This is a genomic window from Chromobacterium sp. IIBBL 290-4 (assembly GCF_024207115.1).
Taxonomy (GTDB): domain Bacteria; phylum Pseudomonadota; class Gammaproteobacteria; order Burkholderiales; family Chromobacteriaceae; genus Chromobacterium.
Window position 1 is genome coordinate 1,767,579 of sequence record NZ_CP100128.1, and the last position, 20,600, is coordinate 1,788,178.

The 20,600-nt window shown below is 62.6% G+C and carries 18 protein-coding genes and 2 rRNA genes; 18 read left to right on the forward strand and 2 right to left on the reverse strand.

The features are described 5' to 3' along the window. The first annotated feature begins 202 nt into the window (after positions 1-202). Positions 203-3,094, forward strand: a 23S ribosomal RNA gene (locus tag NKT35_RS08255). A 146-nt stretch (positions 3,095-3,240) separates the two neighbouring features. Then, positions 3,241-3,355: ribosomal RNA gene (rrf, locus tag NKT35_RS08260) — 5S ribosomal RNA — on the forward strand. Positions 3,356-3,506: 151 nt separating this feature from the next. Here rrf and NKT35_RS08265 read toward each other — a convergent pair. Beyond that, positions 3,507-4,664, reverse strand: a complete 1,158-nt coding sequence (locus NKT35_RS08265; protein ID WP_254300529.1) for a branched-chain amino acid ABC transporter substrate-binding protein — start codon at positions 4,662-4,664, stop codon at positions 3,507-3,509. Between the two features lie 139 nt (positions 4,665-4,803). Further along, positions 4,804-5,127 (reverse strand): Mor transcription activator family protein, encoded by a 324-nt coding sequence (locus NKT35_RS08270; RefSeq protein WP_254300530.1) that lies wholly within the window; start codon positions 5,125-5,127, stop codon positions 4,804-4,806. A gap of 230 nt (positions 5,128-5,357) precedes the next feature. Here NKT35_RS08270 and NKT35_RS08275 point away from each other — a divergent pair, with 230 nt between their 5' ends. The 16 genes from NKT35_RS08275 to NKT35_RS08345 all read left to right on the forward strand — a co-directional run bounded on the left by NKT35_RS08275 (position 5,358) and on the right by NKT35_RS08345 (position 20,599). Further along, positions 5,358-5,816, forward strand: coding sequence for a Gp37 family protein (locus NKT35_RS08275; protein ID WP_254300531.1), 459 nt, complete (start codon positions 5,358-5,360; stop codon positions 5,814-5,816). Beyond that, complete coding sequence (locus NKT35_RS08280; RefSeq protein ID WP_254300532.1) at positions 5,813-6,010, forward strand: hypothetical protein; 198 nt, start codon at positions 5,813-5,815, stop codon at positions 6,008-6,010. Before NKT35_RS08275 ends, NKT35_RS08280 begins: the two co-directional genes overlap by 4 nt. Positions 6,011-6,012: 2 nt before the next feature. Then, positions 6,013-7,482 (forward strand): phage tail sheath subtilisin-like domain-containing protein, encoded by a 1,470-nt coding sequence (locus NKT35_RS08285; RefSeq protein WP_254300533.1) that lies wholly within the window; start codon positions 6,013-6,015, stop codon positions 7,480-7,482. A gap of 2 nt (positions 7,483-7,484) precedes the next feature. Further along, positions 7,485-8,009, forward strand: a complete 525-nt coding sequence (locus NKT35_RS08290) for a phage major tail tube protein (protein ID WP_254300534.1) — start codon at positions 7,485-7,487, stop codon at positions 8,007-8,009. Between the two features lie 130 nt (positions 8,010-8,139). Further along, positions 8,140-8,379 carry a phage tail assembly protein gene (locus NKT35_RS08295; RefSeq protein ID WP_254300535.1) on the forward strand — a complete coding sequence of 80 codons (240 nt, stop codon included), beginning with the start codon at positions 8,140-8,142 and terminating at the stop codon, positions 8,377-8,379. Positions 8,380-8,419: 40 nt separating this feature from the next. Beyond that, positions 8,420-8,548: a hypothetical protein gene (locus NKT35_RS24030; RefSeq protein ID WP_256493441.1), complete on the forward strand. Its 129-nt coding sequence runs from the start codon at positions 8,420-8,422 to the stop codon at positions 8,546-8,548. A gap of 88 nt (positions 8,549-8,636) precedes the next feature. Next, entirely contained in the window at positions 8,637-11,690 is a 3,054-nt protein-coding gene (locus NKT35_RS08300) for a hypothetical protein (protein WP_254300536.1), read from the forward strand. Between the two features lie 29 nt (positions 11,691-11,719). Continuing rightward, positions 11,720-12,634: a phage tail protein gene (locus NKT35_RS08305; RefSeq protein WP_254300537.1), complete on the forward strand. Its 915-nt coding sequence runs from the start codon at positions 11,720-11,722 to the stop codon at positions 12,632-12,634. A 6-nt stretch (positions 12,635-12,640) separates the two neighbouring features. Then, complete coding sequence (locus NKT35_RS08310) at positions 12,641-12,856, forward strand: tail protein X (RefSeq protein WP_254300538.1); 216 nt, start codon at positions 12,641-12,643, stop codon at positions 12,854-12,856. Continuing rightward, positions 12,853-13,893: a phage late control D family protein gene (locus NKT35_RS08315; protein WP_254300539.1), complete on the forward strand. Its 1,041-nt coding sequence runs from the start codon at positions 12,853-12,855 to the stop codon at positions 13,891-13,893. Before NKT35_RS08310 ends, NKT35_RS08315 begins: the two co-directional genes overlap by 4 nt. After that, positions 13,890-14,621: a phage baseplate assembly protein V gene (locus NKT35_RS08320; RefSeq protein ID WP_254300540.1), complete on the forward strand. Its 732-nt coding sequence runs from the start codon at positions 13,890-13,892 to the stop codon at positions 14,619-14,621. The genes NKT35_RS08315 and NKT35_RS08320 overlap by 4 nt, the downstream gene beginning before the upstream one ends. Positions 14,622-14,645: 24 nt before the next feature. Then, a complete protein-coding gene (locus NKT35_RS08325; RefSeq protein WP_254300541.1) occupies positions 14,646-16,505 on the forward strand; it encodes a phage tail protein in 1,860 nt (619 codons plus the stop codon). Next, positions 16,502-17,074: a hypothetical protein gene (locus NKT35_RS08330; RefSeq protein WP_254300542.1), complete on the forward strand. Its 573-nt coding sequence runs from the start codon at positions 16,502-16,504 to the stop codon at positions 17,072-17,074. Before NKT35_RS08325 ends, NKT35_RS08330 begins: the two co-directional genes overlap by 4 nt. Before the next feature lie 81 nt (positions 17,075-17,155). Then, positions 17,156-17,893, forward strand: a complete 738-nt coding sequence (locus NKT35_RS08335) for a phage tail protein I (protein WP_254300543.1) — start codon at positions 17,156-17,158, stop codon at positions 17,891-17,893. Positions 17,894-18,000: 107 nt separating this feature from the next. After that, entirely contained in the window at positions 18,001-19,287 is a 1,287-nt protein-coding gene (locus NKT35_RS08340) for a baseplate J/gp47 family protein (protein WP_254300544.1), read from the forward strand. Next, positions 19,280-20,599, forward strand: a complete 1,320-nt coding sequence (locus NKT35_RS08345; RefSeq protein ID WP_254300545.1) for a phage tail protein — start codon at positions 19,280-19,282, stop codon at positions 20,597-20,599. Before NKT35_RS08340 ends, NKT35_RS08345 begins: the two co-directional genes overlap by 8 nt. Position 20,600 lies beyond the last annotated feature (1 nt).

A 20,600-nucleotide genomic window follows, 5' to 3' on the forward strand; every position in this document is an offset into this window, starting at 1 on the left:
ACGCCCGATCTTTAACAAACTGAAGAAGCCGAATATATATAGACGGCGAGATGAAAACATGGAGTTAACTCTTCATGTCGACAGATCGTCATCTTGGGTATTTGATTGTATCTAAGGCTGCGTCGCCATATCAAAAGGGGCGGTGCAGTCGTCGCACAAACACTCTCTATTGTCGCAGTAATTTAGGTTACTGAAATGATAGGGTCAAGCGACTAAGTGCATCTGGTGGATGCCTTGGCGATCATAGGCGATGAAGGACGTGTAAGCCTGCGAAAAGCGCGGGGGAGCTGGCAATAGAGCTTTGATCCCGCGATGTCCGAATGGGGAAACCCACCGTTTAGGCGGTATCCCAGACTGAATACATAGGTCTGCGGAGGCGAACTCAGCGAACTGAAACATCTAAGTAGCTGAAGGAAAAGAAATCAACCGAGATTCCGTAAGTAGTGGCGAGCGAACGCGGAACAGCCTGTATGTGTTATGAGTTGCGTTAGTGGAAGGTTCATGGAAAGGACCGCCGTAGTGGGTGATAGCCCCGTACACGAAAACGCATCGCAAGAACTAGGCATACGACAAGTAGGGCGGGACACGAGAAATCCTGTCTGAAGATGGGGGGACCATCCTCCAAGGCTAAATACTCATGATCGACCGATAGTGAACCAGTACCGTGAGGGAAAGGCGAAAAGAACCCCGGGAGGGGAGTGAAATAGAACCTGAAACCGGATGCATACAAACAGTGGGAGCGGACTTGTTCCGTGACTGCGTACCTTTTGTATAATGGGTCAGCGACTTACATTCAGTGGCAAGCTTAACCGAATAGGGGAGGCGTAGGGAAACCGAGTCCGAATAGGGCGTCTTAGTCGCTGGGTGTAGACCCGAAACCGAGTGATCTATCCATGGCCAGGATGAAGGTGCGGTAACACGCACTGGAGGTCCGAACCCACTAGTGTTGCAAAACTAGGGGATGAGCTGTGGATAGGGGTGAAAGGCTAAACAAACTCGGAGATAGCTGGTTCTCCCCGAAAACTATTTAGGTAGTGCGTCAAGTATCACTTCCGGGGGTAAAGCACTGTTATGGCTAGGGGGTCATTGCGATTTACCAAACCATGGCAAACTCTGAATACCGGAAAGTGCGAGCTTGGCAGACAGACAGTGGGTGCTAACGTCCATTGTCAAGAGGGAAACAACCCAGACCGCCAGCTAAGGTCCCAAATGATCAGTTAAGTGGTAAACGAAGTGGGAAGGCCTAGACAGCCAGGATGTTGGCTTAGAAGCAGCCATCATTTAAAGAAAGCGTAATAGCTCACTGGTCGAGTCGTCCTGCGCGGAAGATGTAACGGGGCTCAAACTGATAACCGAAGCTGCGGATGGGCGCGTAAGCGTCCGTGGTAGGGGAGCGTTCTGTAGGTCTGTGAAGGTGTGTCGAGAGGCATGCTGGAGATATCAGAAGTGCGAATGCTGACATGAGTAGCGATAAAGCGGGTGAAAAGCCCGCTCGCCGAAAGCCCAAGGTTTCCTACGCAACGTTCATCGGCGTAGGGTGAGTCGGCCCCTAAGGCGAGGCTGAAAAGCGTAGTCGATGGGAAACGGGTTAAAATTCCCGTACTTTTGTGTAGTGCGATGTGGGGACGGAGAAGGTTAGGTCAGCAGACTGTTGGAATAGTCTGTTCAAGCCGGTAGGCGTGAGGGGTAGGCAAATCCGCCCTTCTTTAACGCCGAGAAGTGATAACGAGGGTCTACGGACCTGAAGTGACTGATACCACGCTTCCAGGAAAAGCCACTAAGCTTCAGCTACACAAGAACCGTACCGCAAACCGACACAGGTGGGCAGGATGAGAATTCTAAGGCGCTTGAGAGAACTCAGGAGAAGGAACTCGGCAAATTGATACCGTAACTTCGGGAGAAGGTATGCCTGTTGGGGTGTAGTGATTTACTCACGAAGCTTTGACAGGTCGCAGAGAATAGGTGGCTGCGACTGTTTAACAAAAACACAGCACTGTGCCAACACGAAAGTGGACGTATACGGTGTGACGCCTGCCCGGTGCCGGAAGGTTAAGTGATGGGGTGCAAGCTCTTGATCGAAGCCCCGGTAAACGGCGGCCGTAACTATAACGGTCCTAAGGTAGCGAAATTCCTTGTCGGGTAAGTTCCGACCCGCACGAATGGCGTAACGATGGCCACACTGTCTCCTCCTGAGACTCAGCGAAGTTGAAGTGTTTGTGAAGATGCAATCTCCCCGCTGCTAGACGGAAAGACCCCGTGAACCTTTACTGTAGCTTTGCATTGGACTTTGAACAGACTTGTGTAGGATAGGTGGGAGGCTTTGAAGCCAGGACGCTAGTTCTGGTGGAGCCGTCCTTGAAATACCACCCTGGTGTGTTTGAGGTTCTAACCTTGGTCCGTGATCCGGATTGGGGACAGTGCATGGTAGGCAGTTTGACTGGGGCGGTCTCCTCCCAAAGTGTAACGGAGGAGTTCGAAGGTTACCTAGGTACGGTCGGAAATCGTGCTGATAGTGCAATGGCAAAAGGTAGCTTAACTGCGAGACCGACAAGTCGAGCAGGTGCGAAAGCAGGACATAGTGATCCGGTGGTTCTGAATGGAAGGGCCATCGCTCAACGGATAAAAGGTACTCCGGGGATAACAGGCTGATACCGCCCAAGAGTTCACATCGACGGCGGTGTTTGGCACCTCGATGTCGGCTCATCACATCCTGGGGCTGTAGCCGGTCCCAAGGGTATGGCTGTTCGCCATTTAAAGTGGTACGTGAGCTGGGTTCAAAACGTCGTGAGACAGTTTGGTCCCTATCTGCAGTGGGCGTTGGAAGTTTGACGGGGGCTGCTCCTAGTACGAGAGGACCGGAGTGGACGCACCTCTGGTGTACCGGTTGTGACGCCAGTCGCATCGCCGGGTAGCTAAGTGCGGAAGAGATAACCGCTGAAAGCATCTAAGCGGGAAACTTGCCTGAAGATGAGACTTCCCTGGAGGCTTGACCTCCCTGAAGAGTCGTTCGAGACCAGGACGTTGATAGGTCGGGTGTGGAAGCGCTGTGAGGCGTGAAGCTAACCGATACTAATTGCTCGTGAGGCTTGATCCTATCATTTGAGTGGCTTAGCGTACGGATCTTGGATTCGTATGATACTGAGCGACGAGATAGAGTGTGTGCGACACAATTAAATACCGAATATTCAGAATCAGAGAGCTTCTCTGGTTCAGGCTTCTTTAAGTTTGTACAAGTTTATGTCTGGTGGCCTTAGCGAGATGGTCCCACGCCTTCCCATCCCGAACAGGACCGTGAAACATCTTAGCGCCGATGATAGTGTGGCCTTGGCCATGTGAAAGTAGGACACCGCCAGACGCCCCATACCACAAGCCCAGCTCTTCGAGCTGGGCTTTGTGCATTGGCGCGCCGGAAACGCGATGCCTGCCACGGCACGACATTCTCGACACGCTCCCAACAAAAAGCCCCGCTGATCCCAGCGGGGCTTTGGCGTTTCTAAAGCCTGGAGTTACAGATTGACCCACTTGCCCTGCTTCAGCTGGTACAGCGAAACGGTGGCATGCTCGATATCGCCCTTGGCATCAAACTTCACCGGGCCGGTCACGCCTTGATAATCCGTTTTGAGGATCTCCGGCAGATATTTAGCCGGATCGGCAGAGCCCGCGCGCTTCATGGCGGCGATCAGCACCTTGGCGGCATCGTAGTTGTATGGCGCGTAGGCCTGGATTTCCGTTTGGTACTGCTGCTGGAATTTCTTGCTGAAGTCCGCATAGCCAGGCAGTTTTTCCTTGGGCACGCCAGCGGTGGAGGCATAGGCACCTTCGGCGCTGCCGCCGCCCAGCTTGGCGAACTCAGGGGTGTTGACGCCATCCGCGCCCATGAAGGCGGCCTTGATGCCCAGCTTGGCCATTTGCTTGACCATCGGGCCGGCTTGCGCGTCCATGCCGCCGTAGAACAGCAGGTCGGGCTTTTCGCCCTTGATGGAGGTCAGCACTGCCATGAAGTCGGTGGCGGTGTTGGAGGTGAATTCGCGTTTGACCACCTTGGCGCCGGCCAGCGTCACCGCCTTGTCGAAGTCATCGGCCAGGCCCTGGCCGTAGGTGGTGCGGTCGTCGATGATGGCCACGCGCTTGGCGCCTAGCTTCTCCACTGCGTATTTGGCCAGAGCTTGGCCCTGCTGCAGGTCGTTGGCGATCAGGCGGAAGGTGTTCTTATAGCCTTGCTGAGTGAAGCTGGGGCTGGTGACCGAGCCGGAAATCATCGGCACGCCAGCGTCGGAATAAATGCGGGAGGCGGGGATGGCGGCTCCGGAGGTCAGGTGGCCGATCACGCCGGCCACTTTGGCATCGACCAGCCTTTGCGCCACCTGGGTGGCGACTTTCGGATCGGCCTGGTCATCTTCCGATACCACTTCGAAGGTGACCGGCTTGCCATCCAGCACCAGCTTTTCCGCATTGGCTTCTTGCACTGCCAGCTTGACGCCGTTGTCGGCGTCGCGTCCCCAGTGAGCGAAGGGGCCGGTGAGGGGATTGGCGGTGCCGATCTTGACCACCGAGCCGGCGTTATCCGCCGCGGGACTGGCCTTGTCGGCCTCCGCGGATGGTTTGTTGCAGGCGGCCAGGGCGGCCAGGACGCTGCACATCAGCAGGCTGTAACGGGTTTGCATATAGGACTCTCCTAGTCTCTTTGTCGTATGAGTTTTTATTGCCTTGTCCCAGGCATCCCCTCACTCTGTCCCCAGCCTATGTCTTTGTCAATAAAGCGATTTAAAAATCAAGGCTGAGAATATTGACTGTGTGTTGGCATCAACAGCTGGTTTGACGCTGGTTCTTGATGATCTTGTATACCCACTGCACTGAAATGCCATGCTTTTGTGCCAATTCCGCATGATTGGCGCCGGTGAATTCCTGCAGGATGCGCTGGTCCCGCTCGGCGGAACGCGTGCTTTTGCCCAGCGGAAAATAAATATTTTGGCCGCCCCAGTGCTGGGTCATTCTCCGGGTGATTTCCTGGGCGATCTTTTCCGCTTGCCGGCTCTCGGTGTGAGCCAGTTGCTTCAGCGCCTCGGTGATGTGGTCGGTCAGATCGGCTAACAGTTCCGGCCCCTTGCTGCGAAACGAAGTGTTCATGCGCGCTCCCGTGTGCGTTATCTGGCAAGGATTGTTCCATTTTGGCGCGATGCGGGCAGCGTGACCGGTGTCAGCGCGATGTCAGTGCCGGTGAGTTTGTAAAGCCGATTACAAGATCGCTCCCTCCCCTCTGGTGCATTCTCTGCCTCGTTCGGCAAGCAGCCTGCTTGGCCGGCGATTCGAGCGCATTTCCGCGCATCTCCTTTCCTCTCTCATTTCTGGAGTTTCCCTTGGCAAGCACTTCCCAGATTGTCGGCGCGCTGCTGGCGCGTTTGCGCGCCGCATTGCCTCAGATGGCGGTCGAGTACTTCGCCGGCGCCGAGGACGACTACCCGCTGCCGCATCCGCAAGGCGCCGTGCTGTTGTGTCTGCGCGGCAGCCAGTTTGGCCCCCTGCGAGACGGCTATGGGCAACTGCGCACGCTGCAACTGACGGCGACGGTGCTGCTGAGCCAGTCCAGCGCGGGAGTTGCGGATGGCGATGTGCTGGATGCGGTGCGGCAGAGCTGCCTGGGCTTTGCTCCGCCGGATTGCCAGCCGGCCTGGCTGTTGTCCGAAACCTTTCTGGGTTACCGCGACGGCGTGGCGCGCTACGCCATCGCGTTGGCGACCGACACCCTGCAAGTGGCGGACGTCGATCCGGAGTCTTCGTCTCGGTTAACCGTAGTCTCACTCGAGGAGCAAGCATGAAGTACCTGTATTCCGGCCCGATCAGCGGCGTCACCCTGGCCGATGGCCAGGAAATCATGTTGTTTCCCGGCAAGGAAGTGGAAATGCCGGAAGAACACAACTACACCCGCACCCTGGTGGCGCTGGGTTATCTGAATGCCCAGCCGGCCGCCGGCGAGGCATCCCCGTCTGAAACCGCAGTACAAGGAGCGTAAGCATGGCTGCAAATTATCTGCATGGCGTTGAAACGATCGAAGTGGAGCGCGGCCCCCGTCCGGTCAGCACTGTCAAATCGGCGGTGATCGGCCTGATCGGCACCGCGCCGATCTGCCCGACCGTAAAGGATGTGAACGGCAACGACGTGAGCTCCGTCAACACTGCTGTGCTGAGCTTGTCGGAAAAGGACGCGGCCGGTTTCGGTCCGCAGCTGCCGGGCTTTAGCATTCCGCAGGCCCTGAGCGCAATCTATGATCATGGCGCCGGCACCGTGGTGGTGATCAATGTGCTGGATCCGACCGTACACAAGTCGCCCGCTGCTCCGGAGTCCGTTACGCTGAACGCGGCGGATGTCGCCCGCACCAAGAATCCGGCCGTGGCCAATGTGGTGGTGAAGAACGCCGATGGCACCCAGACCTATGTGCTGGGCAAGGATTATGCGTTGGAACCGCTGACCGGCAAGATTACCCGTCTGAAAGCCGGCAACATCGCCGCCGGCGCCAACCTGACGCTGAGTTATGACTACGCCGATCCGGGCAAGGTGACCGCGGCCGACATCATCGGCGGCGTCAACGCGGCCGGCAAGCGCTATGGCGGCAAGGCGCTGCAAGACACCTTCAACCAGTTCGGCTTCTTCGCCAAGCTGCTGATCGCGCCGGGCTTCTGCACCCAGAGCAGCGTGGCCGCAGAGTTGGCTGCCATGGCCGACAAGCTGGACGCCATCGCCTACATCGACGCGCCTATCGGCACTAGCCTCACCGATGTGCTGGCGGGCCGTGGTCCGTTGGCGCCTGCCGGTACCATCCATTTCAACACTTCCAGCGACCGCGTGCGCCTGTGCTACCCCTATGTGATGGTGGCGGACGGCAACGGCGGCCTGCGTCTGGACCCGCTGTCGGCCCGCGCAGCCGGCCTGCGCGCCAAGGTGGACAACAGCAAGGGCTTCTGGTGGTCCAGTTCCAATCAGGAACTGGCCGGCGTGGTGGGCGTGGAGCGCCAGCTGACCGCGATGATCGACGACCCGAACAGCGAAGTGAATCAGCTGAACGCCGTCGGCATCTCCACCGTGTTCAACAGCGTCGGCACCGGCTTCCGCCTGTGGGGCAACCGCACCGCCGCCTGGCCGGCCGTGACCTCTATGCGCAACTTTGAAAACGTGCGCCGCACCGGCGACGTGATCAACGAGTCCATCCGCTACTTCAGCCAGCAATACATCGATATGCCGCTGAACCAGGCCACCATCGATTCGCTGGTGGAGTCGGTGAACGGCTACGGCCGCAAGCTGATCGGCGACGGCGCGCTGCTGGGCTTCAAGGCCTGGTTCGATGTGTCGCGAAATCCGCAGACCGAGCTGTCCGCCGGCCACCTGCTGATCAGCTACAAGTACACCGTGGCGCCGCCGCTGGAACGTCTGTCGTTTGAAACCGAAATCACCTCGGAATACCTGCTCAGCCTGAAGGGAGGCAATTAATCATGGCCGGCAAGATTGAAATCAACCGCATCACCAACGCCAATATCTACATCAACGGCAACTCGCTGCTGGGCCGCGCCGAAGAAGTGAAGCTGCCCGATGTGGCCGCCATCATGCAAGAGCACAAGGCGCTGGGCATGGTCGGCAAGATCGAGCTGCCCGCCGGCTTCGACAAGCTGGAAGGCGAGATCAAGTGGAATTCGCTGTACAAGGACGTGGCCAAGATCGTCGCCAATCCCTTCCAGGCCGTGCAGCTGCAATGCCGCTCCAACATCGAAACCTACGGCTCGCAAGGCCGCCTGCAGCAGGTCAGCCTGGTGACCTATCTGACGGTGATGTTCAAGAAGAACCCGATGGGCAACTTCAAGCAGCATGAAAACGCCGACTTCAGCTCCGCCTTCACCGCCACCTACATCAAGCAGGTGATCGGCGGCGAGGACATCCTGGAGCTGGATTACATGGCCAACATCTTCCGCGTGGCCGGCAACGACATGCTGGACGTGTATCGCCAGAACATCGGCGGCTAAGCCTTAGCGCTGCGCTCCGCGGGCTGCGTCCCGCGGGGTGTTTTCAAGCGTTTTCCTAAAGCGCTTTCGCATACCCCGGGCAGGGGAAACGGGACAATGAGTCCATTCCCAACCCGCTCAAGGAGCCATCATGCAACTCAAGCTGCAATATCCCTTCACCAATGCCGCCGGCGAACGCATCGAAGTGCTGGAACTGAAGCGCCTGAAGCGCGCCGACCTGAAGGCCGCCAACCAGCACAGCCAGGATGACGCCGATCAGGAAGACTTTCTGTTCGCCCGCATGACCGGCCTGACCCTGGAGGACATCGATCAATTGGACATCGCCGACAGCCGCGCGCTGGCCGACAGCTTTCGCGACATGGTGGGCTGAGCCCGGCACGCTCAGGACTTGCGACGAAGCGCTGCTGACCGTGCTGGCCCTGCCGCCGTCTGAAATCGACGCGCTGGCGATGGACGACTACTGGTTCTGGTGCGAAGTCGCCGAACGCGAAGTCCAGCGCCGCCAGGAACGCGAGCAGTCCTTGCTCGACGCGCTCTGATCTCCCGCCCGTCGGCCGCCGCCTGCTTAGCCAGGACGGGGCCGACCCCTCCGGCGGTCTTATTTCTCCCCCATTACAGGCACACACCATGATTAGCGAGTTTTTCGTCGGTCTGAAGGTGGGCGCGACGCTGTCCGGGGTGTTCGACAACGCCTTCCGTTCCGCCCGCTCCGCCATGGACGACCTGCGCAAAGGCAGCCTCCGGCTGTCCGACGCGCAAAAAGACCTGGCCGCCAATGTCGAACGCGCCCGGCAAGCCTTCGCCGCGCTGGATATGCCGCGGCTGGAGCGGCAGCACCGCCAGCTGGAATCGTCGCTGGGCCGGCTGACCCGCCAGCACGAGGCTTGGCAGGCCAGCCTGCGCCGCGGCAGGGCGCTGCAATCCGCCCTGAATCTGCAAGAAAGCCGCCGGATCGAGCTGATGGCCTCGGTCCGGCTCAATGCCGTCATCCGCCTGGCTGAGGAAAAGGTGGAGCGGCAGCGGCGCGATCAGGACAAGACCCAGCGCGAAATGCCGCCGGCGGATTGGCAGCGTCCCGCCCCGCATGGCGGCAAGAAGGGCGAACGCAAGAGCGGCGATAAAGGCGACGCCTCCGCCGATGCGCCCCGCGCTCCCTCCGCCCATCCCACCTCCCTCTCTCTTAGCAAACTCAGGCTGCCTACCCGGCAAGAACTGATCCAGGCTGCCGACTTCATCCATAAAGCAGGCAACGCGGTCGCCGATCTGAGCGGCAAAGCGCATGGACTGCTGTCTGAAGGCGCTGGCCGCAAACTCTTCGACCAACTGCACGGCAAAATCAACGCCCGCCTGGGCGGCAAGCTGCCCAGCGTCGACAAAATCCTCTCCGGCCTGAAAACCACAGAAAGCGTGGCCAAGGCGGTAGCCAAAGGCGGCGAACTGGCCGGCAAGTGGCTGCGGGGCATGGATGGCACGGGTGGCGGCTTTAAACTGCCCAGCCTGCAGTTGTCCGGCTTCAAGCCGAAGATGCCGACGCGGCAAGATCTGATCGCCGCCGCCGACTTTGCCCAAAAAGCGGGCGGCAAAGTGGCCGATCTGAGCGGCAAGGCGCATGGACTGTTGTCCGAAGGTCAAGGCCGCAAGGTATTCGAGCTGCTGCACGGCAAAATCAACGCCCGCCTGGGCGGCAAACTGCCCAGCGTCGACAAAATCCTCTCCGGCCTGAAAACCACAGAAAGCGTGGCCAAGGCGGTAGCCAAAGGCGGTGAATTGGCCGGCAAGTGGCTGCGAGGCATGCCTGATGACAAGGCAACACCAGGCTCGGCGGTGTCGAAATCCAAGAAGACAAATAGCAAAACCAAACCAGGCTCGTCGGTTCCAAAGTCCAAGAAGCCGGATGCCAAAACCAAGCCAGGCTCGTCGGTTCCAAAGTCCAAGAAGCCGGACGCCAAAACCAAGCCGGGCTCGTCGATTCCGAAATCCAAGAAGCCGGACGCCAAAACCAAGCCGGGCTCGTCGGTTCCAAAATCCAAGAAGCCGGATGCCAAAACCAAGCCGGGCTCGTCGGTTCCGAAATCCAAGAAGCCGGACGCCAAAACCAAGCCGGGCTCGTCGGTTACAAAGTCCAAGAAGCCGGATGCCAAAACCCAGTCGGCTCCATCCAAGGACAAGCGCAAAGGCGCGCCGCCACGCAAGCCTGAGAACAAGGGGAGAGGCAAACGCTCCGATTCGAAACCGGATATCAAACCGGGTTCGACCGCGTCGTCCTGGTTGGACAAGTCGGTCTACGGCACCGCCAAGCTGAAGAAACTCAGCGAAACCAGCGAGAAACTGACCGGCGGCGCGGCCAAAGCCTTGCGCACCGACAGCGGCCGCAAGGCGTACGAGGCGGCGCGCGCCAAGCTCAACCCCATGCTGGGCAACCGCCTGCCGGACACCGACAAGGCGCTGGAGTGGCTGGACAAGGCCAATGAATACAGCGAAACGGCGGCGGACTATCTGGGGAGAGGCAATTCCGCGCTAAACCGCTTCCGCAAGACCAAGGGTTCGATGCCCAAGCGCTTGCTGGCCGCCGGCATCAGCTTCTTGAAGGATGACGCCGAGGACGAAGGCGAGCGCAAGCCGAAAGGAAAGCAAGACGGCAAGGCCGGCGACAAGAAGGGCAAGGGCAAAGCCGGCAAGACGGAAGAGCGGGCCAAACCGACCACGCGCCGCGCAGGGAAGGGCGAGGCGAAGCCGGCATCTGAGGGCAGAGCGGCCAAACCGACGGCCAAGGGCGTGGAAAAGACGGCCTCCGCGAGCAAACGCGCGGCGCCGCCCAAGCCCAAGGCGGCAGTCAAGCCCGCCGCCGCGCGCGCGCTCAAACCGGGCGCGGCGCTGAAGGAAAGCGGCGCCATGAAGGCCTTGCGCCAGACCGAAGGCGCGCTGGCGGGCGGCAAATCGCTGAAGAGCGCGCTGAGCGCCGGCAAGGTGGTCAAAGGCGCGATGAAGAAGTTGGGCGTGGTCGGCGACGTGGTGGGGCTGGCCTCGGACCTGGCGGATATCCATCAATCCAAGATGAGCGCGCAAGCCAAATCGGCGGCCTATGGCAAGGCGATAGGCGGCACGGTCGGTTCAATGGCCGGTGGCGCGGCAGGCGCGGCGATAGGCAGCTTCCTGGGGCCGGTCGGCACCATAGTCGGCCAGCAGCTGGGCAGCTGGGTGGGGCAAAAGGGCGGCGAAATGTTGGGCGAGTACATCGGCAAGTCGCTCGCCAAACCCGACAAGCCGGCCGCCGCCGTCAAAAAGACCCAGGCCAAACCGCTCGCCCTCGTCAAGCCGGTGGCCGCGCCCAAACCGGTTCCCACCGCCAAACCCGTCGCCACCGCCAAAGCGGCGAAAGCACCTGCGGCCAAGCCTGCAAGCAGACGGCCGGCGGCGCAAATGGAAGTGGCGGCGCGCGCCCGCGAGCAGGCGCAACGCTTGCAGCGCGCCCAGCAGCCATCGGGAAAGGGCGCGAAGCCAGCCGGCGGCGCGGTGTTCAACATCACTTTCTCTCCGCACATCACCGTGAGCGGCGGCCAGGGCGCGGGCGTGAAACAACAGGTTCAGCAGGCGATGCAGTTGTCTTTCGCCGAATTCGAACGGCTGATGAAGCGCTACGAGTCCGACCGCATGCGGCGCAATTACGCCGGACGCGGCTGAGGAGAACCACATGACACAAGGAGCGAGCGATGTACGCGGTACTGGGTGACATCGAGTTTGATCTGATCAGCTATTTCGACGGGCTGGAACAGCGCGGCGGCAGCGACTACGCCGAGCACGGCCGCATCGGCGGCAAGCCGGTGCTGCAATTCGTCGGCGATAGGCTGGACGAAATCCGCATCGACCTGGTGCTGCATGCCGCCTATTGCGATCCGGACGGCGAGCTGCAGCGGCTGCACGCGGCGCGGCAGCAGCACCAGGCGCTGGCGCTGGTGTTGGGCAATGGCGATCACAAAGGCCACTTTGTGATCACCGAGCTGACCAGCACCGGCCGCCAAACCGACCGCAGCGGCAATTTGATCGCGGTGGAGGCGCAGCTGTCGCTGCGCGAGTTCGGCGGCCAGCCGGCAGCGGGGGCGCGGCCGGGCCTGCTAGGCACCATCAGCGGCCTGGCGCAGGCCAAGGTGAACCAGCTGGCGCCGGGCGCCGGGCTGCGGCCCAATCTGAGCGGCCTGACCCAGGCGGTGTCGCAGGCCAAGAATCTGGCCGACAAGGTCAGAACCGTGGTCAACGACGTGCGCGAGCTCAAAGACCAGGCGGGACGCGATCCGCTGTCCGCATTCGCGCGAGTGCCGAAACTGATCAACGACGCGCAGGTGGCGGCGCCGGGCCTGGCGCAGTGCGCCAACCGTCTGAACGACTTCATCCAGCCCTACGCGCACCTGGCTGAGACCATACAGCCCTTGGTCCAGCCGATGCGGGACACCGGCGCGAAGCTGGTCAGCCTGGGCAAGTCGCTGGGCGGCTGCACGCAGGACAACGTGGCCGACAAATTGAAAGAAGCCGCCGGCGCGCTGCAGGACATCGACAAGGACTGGCAAAGCCGAGACCGGCAAATGGCCTTGCTGGCTGCGCAAACCGCGGTGCGCCGCATTCTGGAGTGATCAATCATGTTTCTCAAACACACGTGCAAGGAAGGCGAACGCTGGGATCAGATCGCCTGGCACTACTACGGCGACGTGGGGCAGATGGTGATGCTGATCGCCGCCAACCCGCAAGCGCCGATCTGCGAGACGCTGCCCGGCGGCCTGCAACTGGCCATCCCGCTGCTGGAGGCCAAGGACGACGTTCTGACCGATCAGCTGCCGCCGTGGAGGCGCGCATGAGCGCCCGCCGCCTCGATGTGGCCGCGCCGGTCTTCGAGCTCAGCTACAACGGCAAGTCCATCACCGCGGATATCGCGCTGTACGCCCTCAACATCAGCTACACCGATCATTTGTCGGGCGAGTCGGACGAGCTGGAAGTCGAGCTGGAGGACAGCGACGGCCGCTGGCTGAACGGCTGGTACCCGGACAAAGGCGCCACGCTGGATTTCAAGCTGGGCTATCGCGGCCAGGCGCTGGTGTCTATGGGCAGTTTCGATGTGGACGAGGTGGAGTACAGCGCGCCGCCATCCACCGTCCACATCCGGGCGCTGGCCACCGGCGTGCAGCACCCGCTGCGCACCCGCCAGGGCCGCGCTTATGAAAAGAAATCGCTGCAGCAGCTGGCGCAGCAGATCGCCGGCCTGCACGGCATGAAGCTGGAAGGCAAGATCGAAGCGGTAGAGATCGACCGGCTCACCCAATACCACGAAACCGACCTGGCCTTCCTGCAGCGCGTGGCCGGCAATTACGGCTATGTCTGCAAGGTGATGGACAACAACCGCAAGCTGGTGTTCTGGAAGCGCGGCGCCCTGCTGGACGAGGCCGGGGTCCGGACCTTCAGCCCGGCGGACCTGATCAGCTGGCGCGCCCGCGACCAGCTGTCCCAGGTGCCCAGCGCGGTGGAGGTGAGCTACCACGATACCCAAACCCGCAAGCTGCAAACCGCGCGGGTGGCGGCCGACGCGCGCGCGCCGGGCGGCAAGGCCAGCAGCGCCGACGTGGTCAAGCTGACGCGCAAGAGCGGCGGCAAAACCCAGGCCGAGCAGCAGGCCAAGGCCGAGATGGAGCGCCGCCAGCTGGAGCGCACCCAGCTGAGCGTCACCGTGGACGGCGCGCCGCAGCTGGCGGCGGGGCGCAATGTCGAGCTGTCCGGCTTCGGCAAACTGTCCGGCCGCTACCTGATAGAGCGCGCCCGCCACCGGCTGTCGCGGCAGGACGGCTATCTGTGCGAACTCGATCTGAAGCGGGCCGCGCCCGCCGCCAAGGAGCTCACATGAACGACATCTCCCTCAGCAACGCGCTGGCGACGCTGAAATTCGGCAGCGTGTCCGATATGGACATCCAGCGCCACAAGGTGCGGGTGATTCTGCCGGAATTAGGCGGACTGGAAACCGCCTGGCTGCCGGTATTGACCCGCAAGAGCCTGCAGGACAAGGACTACTGGATGCTGGACAAGGGCGAGCAGGTGGCGGTGCTGCTGGACGCCCGCGGCGAAGACGGCGTGGTGCTGGGCGCCATTTTTTCCGATGTGGACAAGACCGACGTCAACAGCCAGGACAAGTGGCAGCGCCGCTTCAACGACGGCGCGGTGCTGGAATACGACCGCAAGGCCCATCAGCTGACGGTGAACGGCGGCGTGCAGCATGTGGTGGTGGAGACGCAGGCCGACATCACCCTCAGAACCAAAAACAATCTGACCGGCCATTCCGACGACGCCGTGCTGATAGAAGGCGGCAACACCATCACCATCAAGGCCGGCAGCAAGGTCAGCATCAACGCGCCGGCCACAGAGATCAGCGGCACGTTGACGGTGCAAGGCGCCATCACCGGCCAGGGCGGCCTGGCTATTTCCGGCGGCAGCGGGGCCAGCGTCAGCGGCGACATGAAAGTGTCCCAAGGCAGCGTGACGGTCAGCGGCGGCGACGTCACGGCCAGCGGCAAGAGCCTGGTCGGCCACATCCACCAAGCGCAGGGCCCCAGCTCGCCGACCTCCGCGCCGCTGTAAGACTTTTCTTTCCCAGGAGCTAGCATGAGCAACGACTTTTTCACCATCCTGACCGCCGTCGGCAAGAACAAGCTGGCGGCGGCGGCTACTGGCGGCGCGCCGCTCAAGCTCACCCATATGGCGGTGGGCGACGGCGACAACGGCGGCTACTACTCCCCCAGCGAGGCGCAGGCCGCGCTCAAGCATGAGGTATGGCGCGCGCCGCTGAACAATCTGTCCACCGATCCGCAAAACCCCAACTGGATCATCGCCGAACTGGTGATCCCGGACGCGGTGGGCGGCTTCACCATCCGCGAAGTCGGCGTGTTCGACGCCGACGGCGCGCTGATCGCGGTCGGCAAATTCCCGGAAAGTTACAAGCCGGTGCTGGCCGACGGCGCCAACAAGCAGCTGTATGTGCGGCTGATCATGGAGGTGAGCAACGCCGCCGCGGTGACGCTGCAGGTGGATCCGAGCGTGGTGCTGGCCACCCGCGCCACCGTCGATCAGCGCATCGCCGAGGAGCTGGCCAAGCTGGACGGCAAGCCATCGGTCCGCGCCGCCACCACGGCCGCCATCGCCTTGTCCGGCCTGCAAGCCGTGGATGGCGTGGCGCTGCAAGCCGGCGACCGCGTATTGGCCAAGAACCAGGCCAATGGCGCGGACAACGGCATCTACGTCGCTTCCGCCGGCAACTGGGCGCGCGCGGTGGACTCCAACGCCAGCATCGAAGTGACGCCCGGCCTGTTCGTGGCGGTGGAGCAGGGCGCGGTGAATGGCGGGGCGATTTGGCAATTGACGACGCCATCGCCGATTTCGCTAGGCGCTACGCCTCTGAGCTTTGTCATGCTGGGCGGCAATACCGGCGTGGCGGCGGGCACTTATCGCAGCGTCACCGTCAATGCGCGGGGGCTGGTGGTGGGGGGCAATAACCCATCGTCTGCTGATGACTATGGTTTGAGCGCGGACCTTGCTTTGCCGTTGTCCGCCTTGTCTTTACCGGTGATTGGTACACCGGATAACCGTCTGACGGTAACGGCCGCCGCAGTAGCAGGGCAAGGGAGTACTGTCTCAATACCGGCGGGTGTGACGCTGGCCTTGGCGCAGGAGGTGGTCGTAGGGCAAAGCGGCCGCGTCCGTTCATTTGCGACTTCCGCATGGACCAGTCCGGTGTTGCAAGCTAATGCCGAATATTACTTACGCGCCCAGGCGGGGTCTGGCGGTTTGATGATCTATGTGCAGCGTGGACAATTGAATGATGCGAAACCGGACGGCTTGAAAGGCAGCCCCAATGGCGGAGGCGGTGGCGGGTTTTACTCCACGGTGCTGGATATTTGCCTTGCCCGCATATTGACCGGCGCGCCAGGCGCCTTGCCGATAGTGCAGAGGGTGATCAACCGCGGGGAAAACAGTTGGTCGGCGACGATGAATGGCAACGGAACCATTTATATGCCATTTGATCCGTTTATGCGGATGGGACGCATATCCGCTGGGATTGTCACGCCGCATCCAGCAGCCATTTCAACTGTCATACATGGCTCTGCGGGTTGGACCGGGTATGCATATTGGTATGCCGCTCCCAGTGGCCCGAATGGTAGCAGTTATGTAACTGGCAGTTCTTTGAATTGGACCATCAATACGAGCGGAATCCTGACCACAAGCAATGTCGTGGGCGATGCCACTGTATCGACTAGCACGGGCATGTTTGAGCATGTCACGGGCAAGTCTATGTGGCAGGTGCTGCAGTTGGAGCATCAGCTTGGTGATTTGACGGGGGCCAATGGCGATGAGCACTTGATGGGGGAGGCGACTAAGAATCTTTTGCAAGCCGACTATGACTTGGGTTTGGCGATCAGCTTCGCCAACTGCGTCAATGCTTTGCTGACTTGGGAGATCGTGCGATGAAAATCATACAAGACTTGCTGGCCTACGATGGCGAGCTGCGTCCGGTGCAACCCAGTCCGGATCACATTTGGGATGGCGCGGCTTGGCAGTTCTCCGCTGAGAGGCAGATCGCGGCGCTAACCCAGATGAAGACCGAGATCGGTATCCGCCTGGACGCCGCCGCTGACGCAGCCGGCCAGCCTTACGCCGGCAATGAGCTGCGTGCCTGGGAATACCAGCGCGCCGCCGCCGACGCCCAGGCGTATAAGGATGCCGGCTACAAGGGCGACGCGCCGGCCAGCGTGCAGGCCTGGGCAGACGCCAAGAGCCTGTCCGGCAAGGATGCGGCCGATGGCATCCTGGCCAAGGCGATGGCGGCGGATCAGGCGCTGGCCGCCATCCGCGCCATTCGGCTGAAGGGCAAGGAGGCGGTGCGCAACGCGACCAGCCTGGATGCCGTTCAGGCCGCCGCCGACAGCGCCTTGGCGCAGTTGCAGGCAGTAGAGGCCGGCGCGCCGGATGCCTCGCCGGCCGATGCCGCGGCCAAAGCCAGCCTGTGGCGCGCGCCGCTCAAGCTGTTCTCCCGTTAAGTTTCCTGGCGGCGTTCCGCCGCTTCTTTCCCGCCCGCGCGGATGCGCAAGCGTCCGCGCTCGGGCTGCGGAGCACCCCTCATGACCGATATCCTCCCCACCATGCTGGCGGCGGACGGCCGCCTGTCGTCCATCGCCGGGCTGAGCCAGCGTTGCCAGGCCATCGAGCTGCCGCCTTTTCTGGTCTACCTGATAGACAGCGTGCAGACGGAGTGGCTGCCCTTGCTGGCCGAGCAATTGCACGTGTCCGGCGATGAGGGCTGGCTGTTGGCGCAAACCGACGCGCAGCGCCGCCAGCTGATCCGCCGCGCCATCGCCTTGCATCGCAGCAAAGGCACGCGCTGGGCCTTGGTCCAGGTGCTGGCCACGCTGGGCCTGAACGGCCGCATCAGCGAATGGTTCGAGTATCAGGGCGAGCCTTATCACTTTCGCATTGAGCTGGACCTGGCCGGCGGCGCGCTGACCGAGTCCACCTACCACGCCTTCCGCCAGATGCTGGAGCAATACCGCAACGCCCGCTCCACGTTGGAGGGGCTGACGCTGCGCTACGAGCGGCAGGACCGCTTGCCCTGGCTGGCCGCTACGGCGGAAGGCGGCGAGCTGGCGACGGTTTATCCCTACCGCATCGGCGAAATCCGCCAGCAAAACACGCTCTGCCTGGCGGCGAGCCAGGGCGGGTCGGAGCGCGCCACGATCTACCCCTACCGGCAGACCCGCTGGCTGGGCGCGGGCCCGCTCAATTGGGCGGGCGGCCAACTGGTCCGCGAGACCGTCACCTTGCCGCCGCGCGGCGCGTCAGCGTTTCCTAAAGCCGTTTAAAAGCCCTCATTGCCGCGGCTTTATATGATTTCGTCATTTCTACCCTGCGCCGCGCCCATCGCGGCGGCCGGCATGCGCTTCGCGCGCCATCCACTAAGGACCAGACCATGAGCCAGACCCCCTCCGAGCCGCTCAAGCCGCCGCTGGCCGATCCGGCCGCCGCGGCCAGCGCCTTGGCCGACGCCTATTTGAAACTGGGCGGACAAGAGCGCTATCCGCAGCAGATGGAGCAGTTGCTGACGCAGATGCTGGCCAACCGGCAGCCCAGCCTCGCCGCCGCCGACTTGCCTAAATTCATCGTCGACGACCCCAGGATACTCTCCGCCGAAATGGCGGATGCCTATCAGCAGATGGCGGGCAAACCCTTGTATCCCGGCCAGGTGGAGCAATTGCTGATCGATCTGTTCGCCTACCGCGAAAGCCTGATGCGCGCGGCGTTCAATGATGCGGGGCGGCAAAACCTGGTGGCCTTCGCCCGCGCGCCGATGCTGGATTATCTGGGCGAACTGGTGGGCATCGTCCGCCAGCCGGCCCGGCCCGCGACGGCCAAGGTGCGGCTGCTCTTCCCGGCGCAGGCGAAAGGCTTGAAACAAGCGCTGGTGCCGATAGGCGCGCGCATCGCCGGCACGGCCGAGGTGTGGTTTCAGACCACGTCGTCTGTGACGGTGGACTTGACCGAGCAGCCGCAGGAGCGGGAGTGCGAGGTGATCGCCTGCGTGCCGGGCGAGATCGGCAATCAGCTGCAGGCCGGCGATCTGAATCTCTTGCTGGATGATGTCGGCCTGCCGGTGGCGGTGGCCGGCATCGAGGCGCCCAGCGGCGGGGAAGAGGCGGAGGACGATGAGCGCTTGCGCCAGCGCATCCGTCTGGCGCCGGAGGCCTACTCCTGGGGCTCGGCCAATCGCTACCGCTTGGCGGCGCTGACGGCGTCGGCAGATGCCGTCGATGTGCGGGTGACGTCGCCGCGGCCCGACGGCACGGTGCGGGTGGTGGTGCTGGGGCGGGACGGCGCGCCCGCGCCGGAAACCATCCGGCGCATCCAGGCCGCCCTGGAAGACGGCAAGGCGCGGATGATCAACGACAGGATAGAAGTGGCGCCGGCCCAGGTGGTCGAGTACGCCATACATCTGGAAATCGATGTGCTGGCCACCCGCATCCCGGACCTGGTGTGCCGGGTGGCCAAGGAGCGCTGCCAGGGCTTCGCGGCCAACCTGGCGCGCCGGCTGGGCGGCGACATCGTGCCCTCGCAGATCAAGACCGCCTTGAACGATATCGACGGCCTGTACGACGTCCGCGTGCTGGAGCCTGCCGACAAGCGGGTGTTGTCGGCGGCGGAATGGCCGCGTTGCGCAGCGGTGACGGTGACGCTGGGCAAGGTGGTGAGCGATGACTGATCTGCTTGTGCCGCCGCTGGCGAGCGATGTCCGTGGACCGGCCTTCGATGCCCTCGCCGCGCGGCTGATGAGACTCGATCTGGCGCCGCTGCTGCTGTACCTGGTGGATCAGGCGCCGGAAGGGCTGCTACCTTTGCTGGCCGAACAGTTCAATGTGGTGGGCCCGTTGTGGGCCTATCTGCCCGACGCGGCGGCCAAGCGGCGGGCGCTCAAGGACGCCGTCGCCTGGCACCGGGCCAAGGGCTCGCCCTGGGCGGTGGAAACCGCGCTGTCGTGGGCCGGATTTTCGGGCCGGGTGGAGGATAGGACCGGCACGGCCAGCCGCTGGGCGGAGTTCCAGCTGGAGCTCGGCGCGCCGGCGGATGGCGAGGCCTTGCTGACGGTGCTGGAACTGGTCCGTTTTGCCGCGCCGGCCCGTTCGCATCTGGCGCGGCTGTATGGCGGCTACGACCGGCGCTTGCTGCGCGCCTCGCAATCCGGTCTTTGGTCGGATGCGTTTCTCTCCGACGATTCCGGCGTGTGGCGCGATGGCGTGCAGCTGAGTTTTGGACGTTTGTTGCCGCTCGCCGCGACGAGGGAGGAGAGCGGCGTGCTTTCCGCGCGCGGGCGGCGGCATGTCTCCCGGGTGTTCTATCCCGACGTGCTGCGCTACGGCATCTTCCGTTTCGGCGACGCGCCAGTGCTCAACCACCCGGTGATGCATAGCCGCTTGATCGGCTTGGGCAATGCCCAAGGCTTGCGCAATCCGGTCATCCTGGCGGGCAATCCGCCCGCGCCGGCCTGGCGCGGCGGCTGGGACGCCCGGCAGTGGGGACGCTGGATGCCGATGACGCCGCACCGCCGCATCGCCCGCGCCGCTCTGGCGTTGTCCGAAGACGCGCGCCTTGGCGAACCGAATACCCGTTTCGGCGGCTATGCCGAAACCGCGGCCAATCGCTTTATCTGGTCCGACCCCGCGTCGCGGCTGTCCGAATTCGATCCCGGCCGCGCGCGCTTTCCCATCGAGGCGGTGCAAATCGCCGCGCATGGCTCGGCGACGGTCTGTCCAGACCAGACCGCCGTCGTCAGCGCGCGCCATGCCCGCAGCGCAGCCTGGGCCGATTGGCGCGGCTCCGTCCGGCTGGGCGGCGGTTTGCGCTGGTCGGACCAGCCGTTCTCCCTGTCGACCGGCAGCGGCGCGACCTATCGCCTGCATGGCGGCGGCACGTCCGGCATCGGGCCGCGCGCCGGCGCCTACCGCTGGCTGGGCGCCTGGGACGACCGCAGCTGGCGCGGCGACAGCAGTCTCACCCATCACACCCTGAACCCATGAG